Source organism: Halomonas borealis (assembly GCF_004798905.1).
Taxonomy (GTDB): domain Bacteria; phylum Pseudomonadota; class Gammaproteobacteria; order Pseudomonadales; family Halomonadaceae; genus Halomonas; species Halomonas borealis.
In genome coordinates this window covers 23,631-41,723 of sequence record NZ_SDMO01000019.1, presented here as the reverse complement: position 1 = coordinate 41,723, position 18,093 = coordinate 23,631, and the positions used below count along the sequence as shown (strand labels likewise).

At 66.7% G+C, this 18,093-nt stretch carries 15 protein-coding genes; 2 read left to right on the top strand and 13 right to left on the bottom strand.

Translation table 11 applies throughout. From position 1 onward, the window contains the following. Positions 1-139: 139 nt before the first annotated feature. Positions 140-1,255, bottom strand: coding sequence for a glycine betaine monooxygenase reductase subunit (gene gbcB / locus ETC07_RS14495; protein ID WP_136249235.1), 1,116 nt, complete (start codon positions 1,253-1,255; stop codon positions 140-142). Between the two features lie 339 nt (positions 1,256-1,594). Between gbcB and gbca the strand changes: the two genes are divergently transcribed. Beyond that, a complete protein-coding gene (gene gbca / locus ETC07_RS14490) occupies positions 1,595-2,884 on the top strand; it encodes a glycine betaine monooxygenase oxygenase subunit (protein ID WP_136249234.1) in 1,290 nt (429 codons plus the stop codon). A gap of 132 nt (positions 2,885-3,016) precedes the next feature. Here the strand turns inward: gbca and ETC07_RS14485 are convergent, their stop codons facing one another. After that, positions 3,017-3,274, bottom strand: a complete 258-nt coding sequence (locus ETC07_RS14485) for a hypothetical protein (protein WP_136249233.1) — start codon at positions 3,272-3,274, stop codon at positions 3,017-3,019. A gap of 118 nt (positions 3,275-3,392) precedes the next feature. Further along, a complete protein-coding gene (gene fdhA, locus ETC07_RS14480; protein ID WP_136249232.1) occupies positions 3,393-4,586 on the bottom strand; it encodes a formaldehyde dehydrogenase, glutathione-independent in 1,194 nt (397 codons plus the stop codon). 321 nt (positions 4,587-4,907) lie between these two features. Between fdhA and ETC07_RS14475 the strand changes: the two genes are divergently transcribed. After that, positions 4,908-5,438, top strand: coding sequence for an invasion associated locus B family protein (locus tag ETC07_RS14475; RefSeq protein WP_136249231.1), 531 nt, complete (start codon positions 4,908-4,910; stop codon positions 5,436-5,438). Positions 5,439-5,511: 73 nt separating this feature from the next. On the opposite strand, the gene etfB is transcribed toward ETC07_RS14475, so the two are convergent. From etfB to ETC07_RS14425, 10 genes are all read right to left on the bottom strand, one after another. Continuing rightward, positions 5,512-6,315, bottom strand: a complete 804-nt coding sequence (gene etfB, locus ETC07_RS14470) for an electron transfer flavoprotein subunit beta (RefSeq protein WP_136249230.1) — start codon at positions 6,313-6,315, stop codon at positions 5,512-5,514. Continuing rightward, positions 6,305-7,609 (bottom strand): electron transfer flavoprotein subunit alpha, encoded by a 1,305-nt coding sequence (etfA, locus tag ETC07_RS14465; RefSeq protein ID WP_136249229.1) that lies wholly within the window; start codon positions 7,607-7,609, stop codon positions 6,305-6,307. Before etfA ends, etfB begins: the two co-directional genes overlap by 11 nt. Then, entirely contained in the window at positions 7,609-9,582 is a 1,974-nt protein-coding gene (locus ETC07_RS14460) for a (Fe-S)-binding protein (protein ID WP_136249228.1), read from the bottom strand. Before ETC07_RS14460 ends, etfA begins: the two co-directional genes overlap by 1 nt. A gap of 255 nt (positions 9,583-9,837) precedes the next feature. Further along, positions 9,838-11,910 carry a dimethylglycine demethylation protein DgcA gene (dgcA, locus tag ETC07_RS14455; protein WP_136249227.1) on the bottom strand — a complete coding sequence of 691 codons (2,073 nt, stop codon included), beginning with the start codon at positions 11,908-11,910 and terminating at the stop codon, positions 9,838-9,840. Positions 11,911-11,922: 12 nt separating this feature from the next. Next, entirely contained in the window at positions 11,923-12,480 is a 558-nt protein-coding gene (locus ETC07_RS14450; protein ID WP_136249226.1) for a DUF5943 domain-containing protein, read from the bottom strand. A gap of 168 nt (positions 12,481-12,648) precedes the next feature. Continuing rightward, positions 12,649-13,626 (bottom strand): dipeptidase, encoded by a 978-nt coding sequence (locus ETC07_RS14445; protein ID WP_136249225.1) that lies wholly within the window; start codon positions 13,624-13,626, stop codon positions 12,649-12,651. A 143-nt stretch (positions 13,627-13,769) separates the two neighbouring features. Further along, positions 13,770-14,471: a monofunctional biosynthetic peptidoglycan transglycosylase gene (mtgA, locus tag ETC07_RS14440; protein ID WP_136249224.1), complete on the bottom strand. Its 702-nt coding sequence runs from the start codon at positions 14,469-14,471 to the stop codon at positions 13,770-13,772. A 70-nt stretch (positions 14,472-14,541) separates the two neighbouring features. Beyond that, a complete protein-coding gene (gbdR, locus tag ETC07_RS14435; protein WP_205742559.1) occupies positions 14,542-15,678 on the bottom strand; it encodes a choline metabolism transcriptional regulator GbdR in 1,137 nt (378 codons plus the stop codon). Positions 15,679-15,959: 281 nt separating this feature from the next. Further along, positions 15,960-16,817 (bottom strand): S-formylglutathione hydrolase, encoded by an 858-nt coding sequence (fghA, locus tag ETC07_RS14430; RefSeq protein WP_136249222.1) that lies wholly within the window; start codon positions 16,815-16,817, stop codon positions 15,960-15,962. 125 nt (positions 16,818-16,942) lie between these two features. Next, positions 16,943-18,052: an S-(hydroxymethyl)glutathione dehydrogenase/class III alcohol dehydrogenase gene (locus ETC07_RS14425; protein WP_136249221.1), complete on the bottom strand. Its 1,110-nt coding sequence runs from the start codon at positions 18,050-18,052 to the stop codon at positions 16,943-16,945. Positions 18,053-18,093 lie beyond the last annotated feature (41 nt).

Genomic DNA, 18,093 nt, shown 5'->3' with positions numbered 1-18,093 from the left:
CCATCGGCCATGTCTTCATCGGTGATGCCGCCGTCGTGCTCCATGTCGACCTCGCCCGAGGTCAGCGGCACCCGGCAGGTGCCGGCAACAAGAACGTCCCATGCCACCGGCATGGGGCGGCATCGCGTGGCGACAACCCTCAGTACTCGACCACCACATCGCCCGTGGGCTTGCTGCAGCAGGACAGGATGTAGCCATCGGCCATGTCTTCATCGGTGATGCCGCCGTTGTGCTCCATGTCGACCTCGCCCGAGGTCAGCGGCACCCGGCAGGTGCCACAGATCCCCATGCCACAGGCCTTGGGAATGTGCAGCCCCAGCTTGGCCGCGGCGGTGTGCACCGTCTCGCCGGGCTGGATGCGCACGCTCTTCCCGGTGCTGCTGAACTCGACGCTCAGCATGTCGGAGACATCGAGCTCCCCGGCCTCAGCCTCGGCCTGCTCGGCGTTTTCGATGACCTCCTCCTGGACATCCACCGGCGTGGCACCGAAGGCCTCCTCGTGATAGCGGCTCATATCGAAGCCGTTCTCCTGCAGCAGGCGCTTGATCGCATTCATGTACGGCGTAGGGCCGCAGCAGAAGATCTCACGCTCCAGGAAGTCGGGCGCCATCAGCTCGAGCATCGCCTGGCTCAGGTAACCGCGAAAGCCCGACCAGGCCTCACCCATCTCGTCGCTGCGCTCGCAAACGATATGCAGCTTGAACTCGGGAATCCGCGAGAAGATATGCGCCAGCTCGCGGTGGAAGATGATGTCCTGGGGAGCCCTTGAGCTGTGCACGAACTGCAGGTCCACCGCGGCGTTGGTATCAAACAGCCAGCGCACCATCGACATCAGCGGGGTAATGCCCACGCCACCGGAGAGCATCAGCAGCTTGTCGGTCGGATAGTCGATGATATTGAACTTGCCGACCGGGCCGTGCACGGCCAGCTCGTCGTTGACCTTGAGGTTGTCGTGCAGCCAGTTGGACACCACGCCACCCGGCATGCGCTTGACGGTGATCGAGAAGCTGTAGGGCACGGACGGCGAGCTGGAGATGGTGTAGGAACGCATCACCTGCTCGCCATCGATCTCCAGCTCCAGGGTCACGAACTGTCCCGGCTTGAAGAAGAACATCACCGGCTGCTCGGCCATGAAGCAGAAGGTGCGGGTATCCCAGGTCTCCTGAATCACCTTGACGCAACGCACCTGGTGGCGACCGTTGGTCCAGGTCTGGGTGGTGACGGGATTGACGGGGTTGAGAAAGTTCATTGTCATGAGGGTATCGCCTGAGGGTCGCCGGGTGCTGCAGCATGGAGGCCTCCGACTGCGGAGATACCGCCTGCCGTTAGTCGAATTCTGCGCACCCCGGCGCCCCCCGACTTGCCTGTCAACGACATGAGCATGCCCACCAGGTCCACCGGCACGACATTTATCCGCTGCCCGGGTCGCTGTTGCATCATCACGCGTCGCCGGTAGACAACTCTCCCTCCCCGCACTGTTTCACACTCACCTCATCCGCCACGGCCCCACCGGGGCGTGAATTCACGAGGCATCGGCCTCTCGTCCATCCTTCGAGGCTGTCGTCACCGCCCAGCAATGAGGAAGCGCCCCACCATGGATTCACTGTCATCGTCTCGCCTGGATGATCCCCTGGCCCCGGCACGCGAGGCCACCGCGGATCTACTGGCCAACCGCCAGCAGAACTACTCCTTGCCCCAGCCCTGCTACAACGATGAACGCTTGTTCGCCCTCGACATGCAGGAAATCTTCGAGAAGGAATGGCTGTTTGCGGGCATGACCTCCGAGATCCCTACCAAAGGCCATTTCATGACCCTCGAGGTCGGGGACAACCCGGTGGTGATCGTGCGTGGCAACGACGGTGAGGTTCATGCCTTCCACAATGTCTGCCGCCATCGCGGCTCGCGCCTGTGCGTCACCGACAAGGGCAAGGTGGCCAAGCTGGTATGTCCCTATCACCAGTGGACCTACGAGCTGGATGGGCGTCTGCTGTTCGCCGGCACCGACATGGGCCAATCGTTCGATCTCGCCGCGCACGGCCTCAAGCCGATTCACGTGCGCACCGGCGGCGGGTTCATCTTCGTCAGCCTGGCCGACGAGGCCCCGTCCCTCGACGACTTCCTCGCCACGCTGGACCACTACCTGGCGCCCTACGACATGGAACATCTCAAGGTCGCTACCCAGTCTCGCATCGTCGAGCAGTGCAACTGGAAGCTGGTGCTCGAGAACAACCGCGAGTGCTACCACTGCAATGGCGCGCACCCGGAACTGCTCAACTCCCTGCAGGAGTACGACGACACCGACGACCCCCGCGCGCCCTCGGCTTACAAGGAACTGGTGGCCCGCAAGCAGGCCGACTGGGAGGCCCAGGGCGTCCCCTACCGGCTCACCCGCCTCGACCGTCGCAACCGCCTGACCCGCACGCCGCTGCTGGCCGGCACGGAATCGATGACCCTCGACGGCAAGCGCGCCTGCCAGACGCTGCTGGGTGACCTGGCCAGTGCCGACCTGGGCTCGCTACGCATCCTGCACCTGCCCAATTCATGGAGCCACTTCATGGGCGACCACGCCGTGGTCTTCCGGGTCATGCCGATCGGCCCGCAACAGACCGTGGTGACCACCAAATGGCTGGTGCACAAGGACGCCGTGGAAGGTGTCGACTACCACCCCGAGCAGATGCGCAGGGTCTGGGACGCCACCAATGACCAGGACCGTCGCCTGGCCGAGGAAAACCAGCGCGGCATCAACTCCAAGGGCTACCAGCCCGGCCCTTACTCCGAGACCTACGAGTTCGGCGTCATCGACTTCGTCGACTGGTACAGCGAGCGCATGCTGGAAAACCTGGGCCACACCGCGCCCGACCTGCGGCTCGCCCGCCACGGCTGAGCCCGGCGCCACCGGGTGTACGCTCGCTTCACGACAGGACCCGCCGACGCGGGTCCTGCGGCCTGCCATCGACACACCACCACCCCGGAGGCCACCCCAACGCTTACGATGCACCGCCAGGCATCGCGGGCATCACCGGGCCGGCCGATCCTCGCGCGGCAACCCCATCAGATGATGCTCGAGCGCCTTGCGTACCGCGGGCAGCATCACATCGGTCTGCGCCATCAGCTCGCGCACCAGGGCGTCGAGCCCCACGACCCCCGTCTCGTCATGCTTGCGCCGCGCCAGCTGAGCCCCACTCTCGGGGCTCGCATCGGCGGGGACATCAACCCCCAACGCCAACAGGCGATCACGGAAGTCATCTCCGTCGATCAGGTCGACGATCATCATGGCGAACTCCTCCTCTATCGCGTACGCGAGCCCGATGGCATCACCGGCCCGAGCCGGGTGAGTACCCCGCGGCCTCGTCACGCGGCCGCGGGGTGGCAACGCCTCACACGGCAACGCCTCACACGGCGACGCTGCCATGGGGGTCGATGACGAATTTCTTCGCCGCCCCGCCATCGAAGTCGGCATAGCCCTTCGGCGCCTGATCCAGGGTGATCATCTGGACGTTGACGGCATCGGCGATGTTCACCTTGCCGAACAGGATCGCCTGCATCAGCGGGCGGTGATACTTCATCACCGGGCACTGCCCGGTATGGAGGCTGTGCGACTTGGCCCAACCCTGGCCGAAGCGCATGCTCAACGAACCCTGCTGCGCGGCCGCATCGGCGGAACCCGGATCCTCGGTGACATACAGCCCCGGGATGCCGATCTGGCCGCCGGCGCGGGTCAGCGACATGGCGGAATTGAGCACGGCCGCCGGCGCCTCCTCGCCGTGATGGCAGCCGCAGGCGTGGGCCTCGAAGCCCACGCAGTCGACGAAGGCGTCGACCTCGCGCTCGCCGAGGATCGCCTCGATCTTGTCGGCCATGTCGCCGTCCTGGGTCAGGTCGAGGGTCTCGCAGCCGAAGCTACGCGCCTGGGCCAGGCGCTCCTCGATCATGTCGCCGACGATCACGCAGGCCGCACCCAGCAGCTGGGCGGAAGCCGCCGCGGCCAGGCCGACCGGGCCGGCACCGGCGATGTAGACGGTGGAGCCCGGTCCGACGCCGGCGGTGACGCAACCATGGAAGCCGGTGGGGAAGATGTCGGACAACAGCGTCAGGTCCTGGATCTTCTCCATGGCCTGGTCGGCGTCCGGGAACTTCAGCAGGTTGAAGTCGGCATAGGGCACCATGACGTATTCGGTCTGGCCGCCGACCCAGCCGCCCATGTCGACATAGCCGTAGGCCGCCCCCGGACGCGCCGGATTGACGTTAAGGCAGATGCCGGTCTGGCCGGACTTGCAGTTGCGGCAGCGCCCGCAGGCGATGTTGAACGGCACCGAGACCATGTCGCCCGGGCTCAGGAATTCGACGTCGCGCCCACACTCCACCACGATGCCGGTGATCTCGTGGCCCAGCACCAGGCCCTCGGGCGCGGTGGTACGGCCCCGCACCATGTGCTGGTCGCTGCCACAGATGTTGGTGGTGACGACCTTGAGGATCACACCGTGCTCGCACTTGCGATTGCCGAGGGCGAGCTCCGGGTAGGCGATGGACTCGACGGCGACCTCGCCGGCCCCCTTGTAGACGACTCCGCGGTTGTTAGCACTCATGTGGCAGGCTTCCTTCATGGTTGAGGTGAGATCACGGCACACGACCGTCTTCCCGACCCTACCCCTCCTGCATGATCGCAACGCTCCTCGAGCGGCCTCGTCATATCCCTGCGCGACCCTTGCGCCCCATGACCGTCGCCGCGTTTCCTCACGCCACGTCCCGGCACGCCTCTCACCACCCGGCGGTGGGGCCGCTACGACGTCGCGGGACTCGACCTCGTCGCCCGTTCCGGGCATGGTGGTAGCATCATGCCCGGGTACCGGTCGACGTCCGGGGCCACGAGCGTCAATCCGTTGCAACCGTCAGGAGAAAGAAGCCCAATGTCCAAACGTCTCGTGTCGGGCCTGATCGGCCTGCTGTGCCTGCTGCCGCTGGCCTCCACCGCCCTCGCCCAATCCAGCCTTGCGGGGCAAGGCCAGGGCCAAGGCGGCAATTTCGAGAGCGAGCAATACCAGAGCTGGGAGGTGCGCTGCCCTAGCGACGGCCAGAATGCGCCATGCAGCATGACCCAACTGGTCACCAACCCGGACGATGACCAGCCGGTGATGCGGGTGATCATCGCCCAGCCACCCCAGGCCGATAACCCGATCATGACCTTCCTGCTACCGCTAGGCGTGCGCCTGGCGCCGGGTCTGCAGCTCAGCGTGGACAGTGGCGAGGGCATGCCCTTCCCCTATCAGGTCTGCGACCAGCCGGGCTGCCGCGCCGACCTGCCGCTGGAGCCATCGCTGCTGCAGCAACTACGTGGCGGCAGCAACGCCTCGCTGAGCCTGATCGGCCCACGCGGCAATCGCCGCGACCTGAACATCTCGCTGATGGGCTTCACCGCCGCCAGCCAGCGCATCCTGTAAATCGATCGCCGCACCACGACGAAGGCCCCGGTCATCGACCGGGGCCTTCGCGTTAATGCCTGGCCATGCCGCCTTAACGCAGCACGCCTTCCGCCTTCAGCAACGCAAGGATCGCCTCGGCGCCCTCCTCCGCGCTGACCTCGGTGAGCACCTGGCCACCGCCGCCCTCGGCCTTGGCCGCCGCGGCCTTGAAGCGGTCACGCGCCGAGGCCGCCTTGACGACCTTCAGGCGCTTGGGTCGCTTGCGCGCCGGCTGTGTCGCCCAGCTCACCCACTCCTCGTCGCGGGTCACGCTGCCCACCACGGCGTTGAGATGGCCTCGCCGCGCCGGCCCATAAGCGCTCTGGCGTGGCGCCGGGGCCGCCCCGTCGACGGTGACGATGGCCGGCAGGCGCACCCTGAGGCGTCGCCGTTGGCCACGCGGCAGCGCCTGCAGCAGGGTGGCGACGCCGTCCTCGACGCCTTCTACCGCGGCCAGCCCGCTGACCACCGGCCAACCCAGGCGCTCGGCCAGCAGATAGGGCAACAGGCCGGAGCCTTCGCCCTGTTCGGCGCGTTCGCCACCGATCACCAGCTGCGCCGGCGACGCGTCGAAGGCCTCGGCGAGCGCGCCCAGCACATCGGCGCCCTCGGGTTGCTCGACCAGGGTCAAGGCATCGAACCCCATGCCCAGGTAGTCGCGCAACGCCGCCTCACTCTCCGCGGCCTGTCCACCGGCATGCAGCAGGCGGACCTCGGCACCGCTGACACCGCGTGCCAGCTCCACCGCGCGGGCATCCTGGTCGGCGCGGCGCGCGCGGCCGGTGATGGGGTGACGTCCCACGGAGACCAACACGGTGATCTCCAGCGAGGCATCGATGTCGGTTTCAGGCTGCATCGCGCTTCTCCTCCCGTTGCTGCTTGACCCTGGCCATCAGTGCTCCGAGCACCTCGGCCGAATCGCCGATGACCGCCAGATCGGCACGCTTGATCATGTCGCAGCCAGGGTCCATGTTGATCGCCACCACCTTGTCGCAGCTCTGGATGCCCTGCAGGTGCTGGATGGCACCACTGATGCCCACCGCGACATAGACGCGGGCCGTGACCCAGGTACCGGTAGCGCCCACCTGGCGATCGCGCGACATGAAACCATCATCCACGGCCACCCGGGAGGCGCCCTCGGTGGCCCCCAGGGTCTCGGCGGCGACATGGAAACCCTCCCAGTCGGTCACGCCATTGCCGGCGGAGAGAATGAACTCGGCCTCGGCCAGGGCCACACCCGCCGGGTCCACGGCCACCTGGCCCAGATCCTCGATGCGCGAGATCGGCGATGGCAGCGCCTGGGGCAGGCTCAACGCCTGGGCCGCGTGACGCTCGTCATCGGCCGGCTCGGCACACTCCTCGAGCGCCAGGGTGATGCGCGGCAGCGGGCGCTGGATATCGAGGGTGGCCGCCGCGCCACGCGCCGTGCATTGCCAGCCGAGTGGCGCATCGGGGGCCGCCATGACCTGCCAGACCCCGGTAGCCGGACGCTCACCGAGCCTGACCGCCAGGCGACGCCCCAGGTCGGCGCCGCCGAGCTTGGAGTCCGGCAGCAGCCAATGGCGCGGCGCCCAGGCATCATCCACGGCGAGCAGCGCACCGCGCCGAGCCTCCGGGGCGACGCCGTCGTAGCGGGTATCGTCGAGGGTCAGCAGGCGATCGACGCCGGCCTCACCGAAGCCATGCTCCTTGAGCTCGCCTTCCCCCTGGCGCGCGTAGCCACCGAATACCACCGCAAGCACCGCACCGCGTGCGTCGGGGGCGGCATCGGCCAGCCGGCGGGCCAGACCCAGCAGGTCGCGATCATGCTGGGAGAGCCGACCGCCAGGCATGTCCGGCACCACCGCGACCAGGAAAGCCGGCGAGGCGATCTCGACCAGCGGCTTGCTCTGGGCGATCGACTTGGTGGCCCCACCACCACCGGCGCCCTGCTGGACGCCGCTGCGGTCGATGCGTTTCACGCCATTGGGACCCATGAACCCCACCGCGCGGGGGTTCTTTCGCATCAGGCCATGGGGGCCCAACCATGCGCTGACCGCGCCCTGCCCCGCACGCCTGCCGAGTTCCGTCAGGGCCTCGAGATGCCGGGGATGCAGGCGGTTACGAGCGATCCATTCCTTGCGCGGATCGCGACGCCGGGTCTCGCTCATCACGCCACCTCCACGGCCAGGGGCCGATTCGATGAGGGTTGGGCCGCACCGGCGGGCGCCTCGACCAGCGCATCGGCGACCAGTTCGGCGATGTCGCGTACCTCGGCGGTGGCATCGACCACGCCCTCGAGCATCGCGGTGCACTGCGGGCAGCCCACCGCCACCAGATCGGCGCCGGTCTCTCCCACGTCGTTCATGCGCATGTCGGGAATCCGCTGCTTGCCGGGAATATCGGTGATCGGCGCCCCGCCACCGCCGCCGCAGCAGCGTGAACGGGAGCCGGAACGCTCCATCTCGTTGAGCTCGATGCCGAGCGCCTTGAGCACGTTGCGCGGCGCCTCGAACTCGCCGTTGTAGCGACCCAGATAACACGGATCATGATAGGTCACGCGGCCACCCTTCCAGGGCGCGAAGTGCAGCCGACCGGCATCAAAAAGCTCGGCAATGTAGGTGCTGTGATGGTGGACCGCATAGTCCCCCCCCAGCTCGCCGTATTCGTTGCCCAGCACATGGAAGCTGTGCGGGTCGCAGGTCACGATGCGCTGGAAACGGTACTGAGACAGGGTGGCGATATTGCGCCGGGCCAGGCTCTGGAAGGTCGCCTCATCGCCGAGACGGCGGGCCACGTCGCCGCTGTCGCGTTCCTCGTTACCGAGCACCGCGAAGTCGACCTCGGCGGCGCGCAGCACCTTGACCAACGAACGCAGGGTACGCTGGTTGCGCATGTCATAGGCACCATCGCCGAGCCACAGCAGCACCTCGGCCTCGCCCTTGTCGGCCATCAGCGGCAGGTTCTGGTCGGCGGCCCAGTGCATCCGTGCGCCGGGATCGAAACCACCGGGGTTATCGGTGGCGATCAGGTTGTCGAGCACCTCGGCACCCTTGTTGGGCGTATTACCGTGCTCGAGCGTCAGGAAGCGACGCATGTCGACGATGGCATCGACATGCTCGATCATCATCGGGCATTCCTCGACGCAGGCCCGGCAGGTGGTGCAGGACCACAGCGTCTCGGCATCCACCAGCGCCTTGCCCTCGCGTGCCACGATGGGCCCGTGGGGGCTGCCCCGATGCTCGCCCAGCGGTTGTCCCGGATAGGCGCTGCCGGCGTAGGCGGCATCGCTGCCACCGGCCATGCCGACCACCATGTCCTGGATCAGCTTCTTGGGGTTGAGCGGCTGGCCGGCGGCGAAGGCCGGGCACGCCGCCTCGCAGCGACCACACTGCACACAGGCATCGAACCCCAGCAGCTGGTTCCAGGTGAAGTCGCTGGGGGTCTCGACGCCCAGGGGCGCCTCGGCGTCGTCCAGGTCCAGGGCCTTGAGGCCGGTGGAGCGACCGCCACCGAAACGTTCGGCCCGGCGATGGAAGGCCAGGTGCAGGGCGCCGGCGAAGGCGTGCTTCATGGGCCCGCCCCAGGTCATGCCGAAGACCATCTCGGCCAGCCCCCAGGCCAGCACGGCGACGAGCGACAGCGCCAGGAGCCATCCGCCGGCACCTTCGAAGAAGCCCGCCGGCAGCAGCCCCACGCTGGGCAGGGTGAGCGCGAAGACACTCAACGAGAAGGCCGCGAGGCTCTTCGGCAGGCGCATCCAGGGCCCTCTGGAGAGCCGTGCCGGCGGGTCGCGGCGACGCCGGGCGACGAACCGGCTGCCCACGAACATGGTCGCGCTGGCCGCCAGAAGCCCCCAGCCGAGGATGCCCTCGGCCAGTTTGAAGCCGTGCACCAGGACCATCAGCAGCGCCGCGACGACGAAGCCGCCGGCGGTCGCCACATGGGTGTTGGACATGACCTTGTCGCGGGCGACCACGTGGTGCAGGTCCACCAGGTAGCGCCGGGGCATGGCCGCCAGGCCTCGCAGCGTCGGAACCGGCGACGGCCGCCCCTGGCGCCACAGCCGGACGCGCCGCCAGGCACCGAGCGCCGCCAGCGCCAGGACGGCGAAGATCAGTATCGGCAGGAGGGTATCGAGCATCTCGGCTCTCCTCGATGAGGTGCTATAAGCCTTGGTGATAAGCGTTAAGAGTCCTGGTCAACCCTCCGCCGATGGTGATGGGCGTTTCCGGCGACAAGCCTTCGCGAGGGCGCTGTGAACCTATCCCTGGACGCTACCTTTGCCATCCCTGGCAAAGGACCCTCGCTTCGCCTTACCCCCGGAGCCCATTGCCCATAGGTGGTTGGCAATGTCCCTTGACTCTCCTCTCTTACCGATGACGGCTTATGGCTGGGGTTAAAAGTCTTTACACAGCCGCAGGGCGTCGTAGATCGCCGCATGGGTGTTGCGCGGCGCGGTGCAGTCCCCCAGGCGGAACAGCAGGAAGCCATCCCCCTCCTCCGACAGGCAGGGCTGCGGCTGGATCGCATATAACGCCTCGAGGTCGACCTGCCCCTTGTTGCGGGACTGCTCCTTGAGGGCGTAGTAGAGCGCCTCATCCGGCCGCACCCCGTTCTCCACCACCACCTGATCGACGACCCGCTCCTCCTGGGTGCCGGTGTACTCGTTCTCGAGTACCGCCACCAGGGAATCACCCTCGCGATAGACCCGGTGCAGCATCAGGTCGGAGGTCATGATCACCTCCTTCTCGTAGAGGCTGCGGTAGTAGGTCGGGAAGGTCGTGCCCCCCACCGCCGCGCCGGGCTTGATGTCGTCGGTGACGATCTCGACCTGAGCCCCCTTGTCGGCCAGATAGTCGGCCGCCGAGACCCCGGAGAACTCACAGATGGCATCAAATATCAGCACGTTCTTGCCCGGGGACACCTTGCCGTTGAGCACGTCCCAGGTGCTTACCACCAGGCTTTCTTCGGTATTCTCCGAGTAGCCCCACTCCGGGTGCTGCTCCAGGAAGGGCTGGCCGCCGGTGGCCAGGATCACGATGTCCGGTCGCAGGTCCTGGAGGGTCGCCGCATCGGCACGGGTACCGAGGCGCAGGTCGATCTTGAGGCGCGCCAGCTCGAGCTGGTACCAGCGAGTGATACCGGCGATCTGATCGCGCTGCGGCGCCTTGGCCGCGGTGGTGATCTGGCCGCCCAGCTGCTCCTCGGCCTCGAACAGGGAAACGTCGTGGCCACGCTCGGCGGCGACTCGGGCTGCCTCCATGCCGCCGGGGCCACCGCCGACCACCACCACCCTGCGCTTCGCTCCTTCGCTGGGCTCGATGATATGCGGCAGGCCCATGTACTCCCGGGCGGTGGCGGCATTCTGGATGCACAGCACGTCGAGCCCCTGGTACTGGCGGTCGATACAGTAGTTGGCGCCCACGCACTGCTTGATCTGGTCGACCTGGCCCATCTTGATCTTGGCGATCAGGTGAGGGTCGGCGATATGCGCCCGGGTCATGCCGACCAGATCCACGTAGCCACCCTCGAGGATCCGTTCGGCCTGATTAGGATCCTTGATGTTCTGGGCGTGGATCACCGGCACGGAGACCACTTCCTTGATGCCCGCCGCCAGGTGCAGGAAGGGCTCCGGCGGGTAGGCCATGTTGGGGATGACGTTGGCCAGGGTGTTGTGGGTATCGCAGCCCGAGCCGATCACGCCGAAGAAGTCCAGCTGGCCGGTGGCGTCGTAGTAGGCGGCGATCTGCTTCATGTCCTCGTGGGACAGGCCGTCCGGATGAAACTCGTCGCCACAGATGCGCAGGCCCACCGCGAAGTCGTCGCCGACCTCGGCGCGCACCGCCTTGAGCACCTCCATGCCGAAGCGCATGCGGTTCTCGAAGCTGCCGCCCCACTCATCCTCACGCTTGTTGACCCGCGGGCTCCAGAACTGGTCGATCAGGTGCTGGTGGACGGCCGACAGCTCGATGCCGTCCAGCCCGCCTTCCTTGGCCCGGCGCGCGGCCTGGGCGAAGTCGCCGATGATCCGCCAGATATCTTCTTCCTCGATGGTCTTGCAGGTCGAGCGGTGGACCGGCTCGCGGATGCCGGAGGGCGACAGCAGCGTCGTCCAGTTGAAGCCGTCCCAGCGCGAGCGACGCCCCATGTGGGTGATCTGGATCATGATCTTACCGCCGTGCTGGTGCACGGCATCGGCGAGGTTCTGGAAGTGCGGAATGATGCGGTCGGTGGCGAGGTTCACCGAGCTCCACCAGGCCTGGGGGCTATCGATGGAGACCACCGAGGAGCCACCGCAGATGGCGAGCCCGCAGCCGCCCTTGGCCTTCTCCTCGTAGTACCTGACGTAGCGCTCGGTGGTCATGCCGCCGTCGGTGGCGTGGACCTCGGCATGGGCGGTGCTGACCACCCGGTTGCGGATGGTCAGGTTGCCGATCTGGATCGGCTGGAAGATCGCGTCGAATGCCATGGTGGTGCCTCCTCAGCCCTGTCCGATAGTGGCGAGAGTGTCGAGCGGACGGGTCTCGAAGAGCCCCGTGTCGCAGCCTTCCTCGGCGGCGCTCCGGGTCTGCTCGGCGACGGTGCGCAGATCGCTTCCGCGGGCGGCGAGGATCTGGTCCATGGCGCCGGCGAACCAGCCGGTGAACATGTATTCGACCCGACGGCCGACCTTGCCGAGCTGATAGACGAAGGCGCTATGTTCCAGGCGTACCCGGCAGGTACCGGCCTCGAGGTCGATGTCCTCGGTGATGAACTTGCCCCAGCCGCGCTGGGACAGTCGCCGCATGTAATGCGCGAAGACCGCTTCGTCCTCGAGGCCGTGCAGCTCGGCCTCCTGCTCGCACCAGTGCCAGGCGCTCTTGTAGCCGGCGTGATAGAGGATCTCGGCGTATTGCTCGGCGCCCAGGGCCTCTTCCACGGCCAGGTGGTTGTTGATGAAGAAATGCCGCGGCACGTAGAGCATGGGCAACGCATCGGTGGTCCAGACGCCGGTCTCGGCATCCACGTCGATGGGCAGTTCGGGGGCCATCTTGGTCACGATCGTATTCCTCGAAACAACTTGTATTTATTCACACTCATCATCCCGGTGGGCCATCATGAGTGCAGCGAGAACAAGGCGCGGATGCAGCAAGAAAGCGGAGTGGACGGTTGTCCATGAGCATTTCGAGCGAGTCCGCAACACCGTTATCGCCAACGCAATAGGCCCTCAGGCGCCCCAGACATCCTTCAGCACACGGGTCCAGTTCTCGCCCATGATCTTGCGCACCTGGGGTTCGCTCATCCCGCGCCTCAACAGCGCCTCGGTGAGGTTGCCGAACTCGCCGATGGTACGGATGCCCGCGGGGTTGATGATCTCGCCGAAACGGGTCAGGCGGCGGGCATAGCCCTTGTCGTGGGTCAGCCACTCGAAGAAGTCATGGCCGTGGCCCTGGGTGAAATCGGTGCCGATGCCGATGGCGTCCTCGCCGACAAGGTTCATCACGTACTCGATGGCCTCGACGTAGTCATCGACGGTGGCGTCGACGCCGGCACGCAGGAAGGGGGTGAACATGGTCACGCCGACGAAACCGCCGCGATCGGCGATGAACTTGAGCTCGGCGTCGGACTTGTTGCGGGGGTGATCCTTGAGCCCCGCGGGCAGGCAATGGGAGTAGCAGACCGGCTGGGTGGATGCCTCGATGACCTCGGTGGAGGTCTTCTCGCCGACATGGGAGAGGTCGCACATCATGCCCACGCGGTTCATCTCGGCGACGATCTCGTGGCCGAAGCCGGACAGCCCGCCGTCACGCTCGTAGCAGCCGGTACCGACCAGGTTCTGGGTGTTGTAGCACATCTGCACGATGCCCACGCCGAGCCGTTTGAAGACCTCGACGTAGCCGATCTGGTCCTCGAAGGCATGGGCGTTCTGGAAGCCGTAGATGATGCCCGTCTTGCCCTCTTCCTTGGCGCGGGTGATGTCGGCGGCGGTACGCACCGGCCGCACCAGGTCGTCGCACTCGGCCATCAGGGCGTTGGACCTGACGATGTTGTCGACGGTGGCCTGGAAGCCTTCCCACACCGAGACGGTGCAGTTGGCGGCCGTCAGGCCACCACGACGCATGTCCTCGAACAGCTCGCGGTTCCACTTGGCGATAACGAGGCCATCGATGACGATGGCATCCTGGTGCAGCTCGGCGGGGGTCATGGCGGGGAAGCTCCGTAGTAGCGCAGGGTTACGCCGGCAGCATATCCCTCGCCCTACGGAACCCGGCGCCTGGAAACGACCGGGGAAATTCCAAAAACGTCACCCGCGTCGCGATCGCGACACAACGGGAAATCGATGTCGTGTCAGAGACGCTCGAGGTAGCTGGCACCGCCAAGATTGCGCATCTGCTGGCGGATCCAGGCGCTGCGTTGCAGGACGTAGCCGCCGGGCCGAGAGGCGCTCCGACCACGGGGGTCGGGCAGGATGGCGGCCAGCCGGCTGGCCTGGACATCGCTCAGCCGTGCCGCCGGCACGCCGAAGTAGTGCCGTGATGCGGCCTCCAGGCCGAACACTCCGGTGTCCCACTCGGCGATATTGAGATAGACCTCGAGGATGCGCTGCTTGGGCCACAGCGTCTCGATGAGCAGGGTGAACCAGGCTTCCAGGCCCTTGCGCACCCAGCTGCGCCCGGTCCACAGGAAGAGATTCTTGGCGGTCTGCTGGCTGAGAGTGCTGGCACCACGCAGGTCGCCGCCATTGAGGCTGGCCTCGACGGCGCGCCGCAGCTCTACCAGGTCGAAGCCATGATGCGTGGGGAAACGCTGATCCTCGGCGGCGATCACCGCCAGCTTGGCGCCGTCGGCCAGCTGATCCCAAGGGCGCCAGTCGTGACGCAAGTCCAACGGCTCGTCGGCGCGCCAGGCCTGCACCTTGCGCTCGAGCATCACCATGGAGCCGCCCACCGGTATCACCCGCAGCATCAGCACCACCAGCACGCTTAGCCCGACCCAGCCGAGCAGCGCGAGCCACAGTACTCGCGCCAGCCATCGCCATCCTTTTCGCATCGACCTCGCCCGGAACTCCGTCAGGGGCTCACTCCCGCGGCATGCGGATGAGCCCTCCCGGCGCCAGGCGTTAACTCAGCCTGACGCTGGCATAGGTCGGCTCCCCCCGGGCCTGATTCAGGGCGCTCATGGCCGCGGAGACCGGGGCATCGGGAACCGACTCGAACGAGGCGGACTGTAGCATGGCCACGGCGTCCTGGCCCAGCTGCACCGGCACCAGCTCGACGGCGCTGGAGCCTAGCCGCTCGTCGCGCGGCGGAATGCCGAAGTATTCCCGATAACACTTGGAGAAGTGCGGCGTGGAGACGAAACCACAGGCCGACGCGACCTCGATGATCGACAGCGGGGTCTGCTTGAGCAATTGCCGGGCGCGGGTCAGGCGCAGCTTGAGGTAGTAGCGCGACGGCGAGCAATGCAGGTTCTTCTGGAACAGCCGCTCCAGCTGGCGCCGCGAGACGTTCACGTAGCCGGCCAGCTCGTCGAGGCTGATCGGCTCCTCGAGGTTGGCCTCCATCAGCGCCACGATCTCCAGCAGCCGCGGCTGGGTGGTGCCCAGCACATGCTTGAGCGGCACGCGCTGCTGGTCCTGTTCGTTGCGCACGCGATCGTAGATGAACATCTCGGAGATGCCAGCCGCCAGTTCGCGGCCGTGGTCGCGACCGATCAGCGTCAGCACCATGTCCATCGGCGCCGTGCCGCCGGAGGCGGTGGCCCGGTCGCGGTCGATGGAGAACAGCCGGGTACTCAAGGCGACCCGGGGAAAGGCCTCCTGCATGGCGGCCAGGCATTCCCAGTGCACGCTAGTCTCGAAGCCATCGAGCAACCCGGCCCGCGCCAGCGCCCAGGAGCCGGTACACACGGCGCCCAGGCGGCACGAATGGCGCGCCTGCGACTGCAGCCAGGCGACGTGCTCGCGCTGCACGCTGCGCTGCGGCCCCACGCCGCCGCAGACGATCACCGTGTCCAGCGCCAACGGCACCGTGATGGAGGCATCCGGGGTGATCTGCAGGCCGTCGCTGGCACGCACCGGGCCACCATCGGCGGTCAGGGTGTACCAACGATAGAGTTCGCGCCCGGCTAGCTGATTGGCCATGCGCAAGGGCTCGATGGCCGAGGCCAACGAGATGAGGGTGAAGTTGTCCAGCAACAGGAATCCCAGGGTCTGGGGCCCGGCGGCATGAGGGGGAGGCTGAGGAGCGCGTGTCATCATCCATACTCCGGCACGAGGTGTTGTCATCATTATTGTCGAGTCAGGCAGGGGCCGCCCTGGCGGGCTATCCGTCGCGAACCGGCATGCACACCCCGAAATTTACCGGTTGTGTCGTTTTCCGGCATGTCAAATTTGGCTATCGGGAGACGCCGCCCCGGTGAAGCACGACAATGAGTCGTCGATAGGTACGCGGATGACGCTGCAGGGCATGGAGAGGGGGCGTAAACGACTCGCGCCGCCTGTGCACAGGCGGCGCGTGAAGCGAGTCGCAGGGTGACTCAGTGTCGAGCGTGGAGATGCTCGGCGTGGTAACGCAGGTGGTCGTCGATGAAGCTGGCGATGAAGTGGTAGCTGTGATCGTAGCCGGGCTGGCGACGCAGGGTCAGCGGATGATCGTGCTCGGCGCACACCGCCTCCAGGCGCTCGGGGCACAGCTGCTCCTCGAGGAAGTCATCGGCCTCGCCCTGGTCGACGAACAACGGCTGGCGGGAAGCGCCGCGCGCCACCAGTTCGCAGGCGTCGTACTGGGTCCACTGGCTGACGTCCTCGCCCAGGTAGTGGCCGAAGGCCTTGCGCCCCCAGGGGCACTGGGACGGATTGACCACCGGCGCGAAGGCCGACACCGAACGATAGTGCCCCGGCCGGCGCAGCGCCAGGATCAGCGCGCCGTGGCCGCCCATGGAGTGGCCGCTGATCGACTCCCGGCCGTTGACCGGGAAGTGCTGGCGCACCACCGAGGGTAACTCCTCGGCCACGTAGTCATACATCCGGTAGTGGTGCTTCCACGGCGCCTGGGTGGCGTTGACGTAGAAGCCCGCGCCGGAGCCGACGTCATAGCTATCGTGCTCGCCGGGCAGATTCAGCCCGCGAGGGCTGGTATCCGGACAGACGATGGCGATGCCGAGCTCCGCGGCCAGGCGCTGAGCCCCGGCCTTCTGCATGAAGTTCTCGTCGCTGCAGGTCAGCCCCGACAGCCACCACAGCAGCGGCACACGCTCGGTCTCCGCCTGGGGCGGCAGATAGATGGCGAAGATCATCTCGCAGTCCAGCGCCCGGGAGCGGTGGCGATAGCGCTTGTGCCAGCCACCGAAACTGCGGTTAGCCGAGACCAGCTCGAGCTGTTCGGTCATGGTCATGAGCGACTCCTTATGGAATTCGAGGCGTGCCGGGCATCGCCGTCGCGATACCCGGCATCGGGCGCATTACACACGCGTCGCGGCGGACACGTTTCAAGCCCCGCGCGCGTCAGCGGGCGCGTTGATCAATAGTGCAGCACGGTACGGATGCTCTCCCCCTTGTGCAGCAGCTCGAAGGCCTCGTTGATCTTCTCGAACGGCATGTCGTGGGTGATGAAGTCATCGATGTTGATTTCGCCCTTCATGTAGCGATCCACATAGCCCGGTAGCTCCGTGCGGCCCTTGACGCCACCGAAGGCGGACCCCTTCCAGACCCGCCCGGTAACCAGCTGGAACGGACGGGTCGAGATCTCCTCGCCGGCACCGGCGACGCCGATGATCACCGACTCGCCCCAGCCCTTGTGGCAGCACTCCAGCGCCGAGCGCATGACATTGACGTTGCCGATGCATTCGAAGGAGTAGTCGACGCCACCGTCGGTCAGGTCGACGATCACCTGCTGGATGGAGTCGCTGTAGTCCTTGGGATTGACGAACTCGGTGGCGCCGAACTGCTTGGCCAGCTCGAACTTCTCCGGATTCACGTCGATGGCGATGATGCGGCTGGCCTTGGCCATCACCGCGCCCTGGATCACCGCCAGGCCGATGGCGCCGAGCCCGAACACCGCCACGGTGGCGCCCGGCTCGACCTTGGCGGTGTTCATGACCGCACCGATGCCGGTGGTCACGCCGCAGCCCAGCAGGCAGATCTTGTCCAGCGGCGCCTCCTTGGAGACCACGGCCAGCGACACCTCGGGCACCACGGTGTACTCGCTGAAGGTGGAGCACCCCATGTAATGGTGCAGCTTACGACCCTCGAGGGAGAAACGACTGGTGCCGTCGGGCATCACGCCCTTGCCCTGGGTGGCACGCACGGCGCCGCACAGGTTGGTCTTGCCGGAGAGGCAGAACTTGCACTTGCCGCACTCGGCGGTATACAGCGGGATGACGTGGTCGCCGGGACGCAGCCCGGTGACGCCCTCGCCCACTTCCTCGACGATGCCGGCGCCCTCATGGCCCAGCACGGTCGGGAACAGGCCTTCCGGGTCGGCACCGGACAGCGTGTAGGCGTCGGTATGGCAGACGCTGGTGGCGGCCATGCGTACCAGCACCTCGCCGGCCTTCGGGCCCTCGACGTCGATCTCGGTAAGTTCGAGGGGTTTGCCCGCTTCCAGGGCGATGGCGGCGCGTGACTTCATGATGCTCTCCTCTGAATGGGCGGTGGCCTTCGCCGGGCGTC

Excerpts from the sequence above, each read along its gene's own strand:
- gbcB (WP_136249235.1), bottom strand. The coding sequence starts at position 1,255 with ATGACAATGAACTTTCTCAACCCCGTCAATCCCGTCACCACCCAGACC.
- gbca (WP_136249234.1), top strand. The coding sequence starts at position 1,595 with ATGGATTCACTGTCATCGTCTCGCCTGGATGATCCCCTGGCCCCGGCA.
- ETC07_RS14485 (WP_136249233.1), bottom strand. The coding sequence starts at position 3,274 with ATGATGATCGTCGACCTGATCGACGGAGATGACTTCCGTGATCGCCTG.
- fdhA (WP_136249232.1), bottom strand. The coding sequence starts at position 4,586 with ATGAGTGCTAACAACCGCGGAGTCGTCTACAAGGGGGCCGGCGAGGTC.
- ETC07_RS14475 (WP_136249231.1), top strand. The coding sequence starts at position 4,908 with ATGTCCAAACGTCTCGTGTCGGGCCTGATCGGCCTGCTGTGCCTGCTG.
- etfB (WP_136249230.1), bottom strand. The coding sequence starts at position 6,315 with ATGCAGCCTGAAACCGACATCGATGCCTCGCTGGAGATCACCGTGTTG.
- etfA (WP_136249229.1), bottom strand. The coding sequence starts at position 7,609 with ATGAGCGAGACCCGGCGTCGCGATCCGCGCAAGGAATGGATCGCTCGT.
- ETC07_RS14460 (WP_136249228.1), bottom strand. The coding sequence starts at position 9,582 with ATGCTCGATACCCTCCTGCCGATACTGATCTTCGCCGTCCTGGCGCTG.
- dgcA (WP_136249227.1), bottom strand. The coding sequence starts at position 11,910 with ATGGCATTCGACGCGATCTTCCAGCCGATCCAGATCGGCAACCTGACC.
- ETC07_RS14445 (WP_136249225.1), bottom strand. The coding sequence starts at position 13,626 with ATGACCCCCGCCGAGCTGCACCAGGATGCCATCGTCATCGATGGCCTC.
- mtgA (WP_136249224.1), bottom strand. The coding sequence starts at position 14,471 with ATGCGAAAAGGATGGCGATGGCTGGCGCGAGTACTGTGGCTCGCGCTG.
- gbdR (WP_205742559.1), bottom strand. The coding sequence starts at position 15,678 with ATGACACGCGCTCCTCAGCCTCCCCCTCATGCCGCCGGGCCCCAGACC.
- fghA (WP_136249222.1), bottom strand. The coding sequence starts at position 16,817 with ATGACCATGACCGAACAGCTCGAGCTGGTCTCGGCTAACCGCAGTTTC.
- ETC07_RS14425 (WP_136249221.1), bottom strand. The coding sequence starts at position 18,052 with ATGAAGTCACGCGCCGCCATCGCCCTGGAAGCGGGCAAACCCCTCGAA.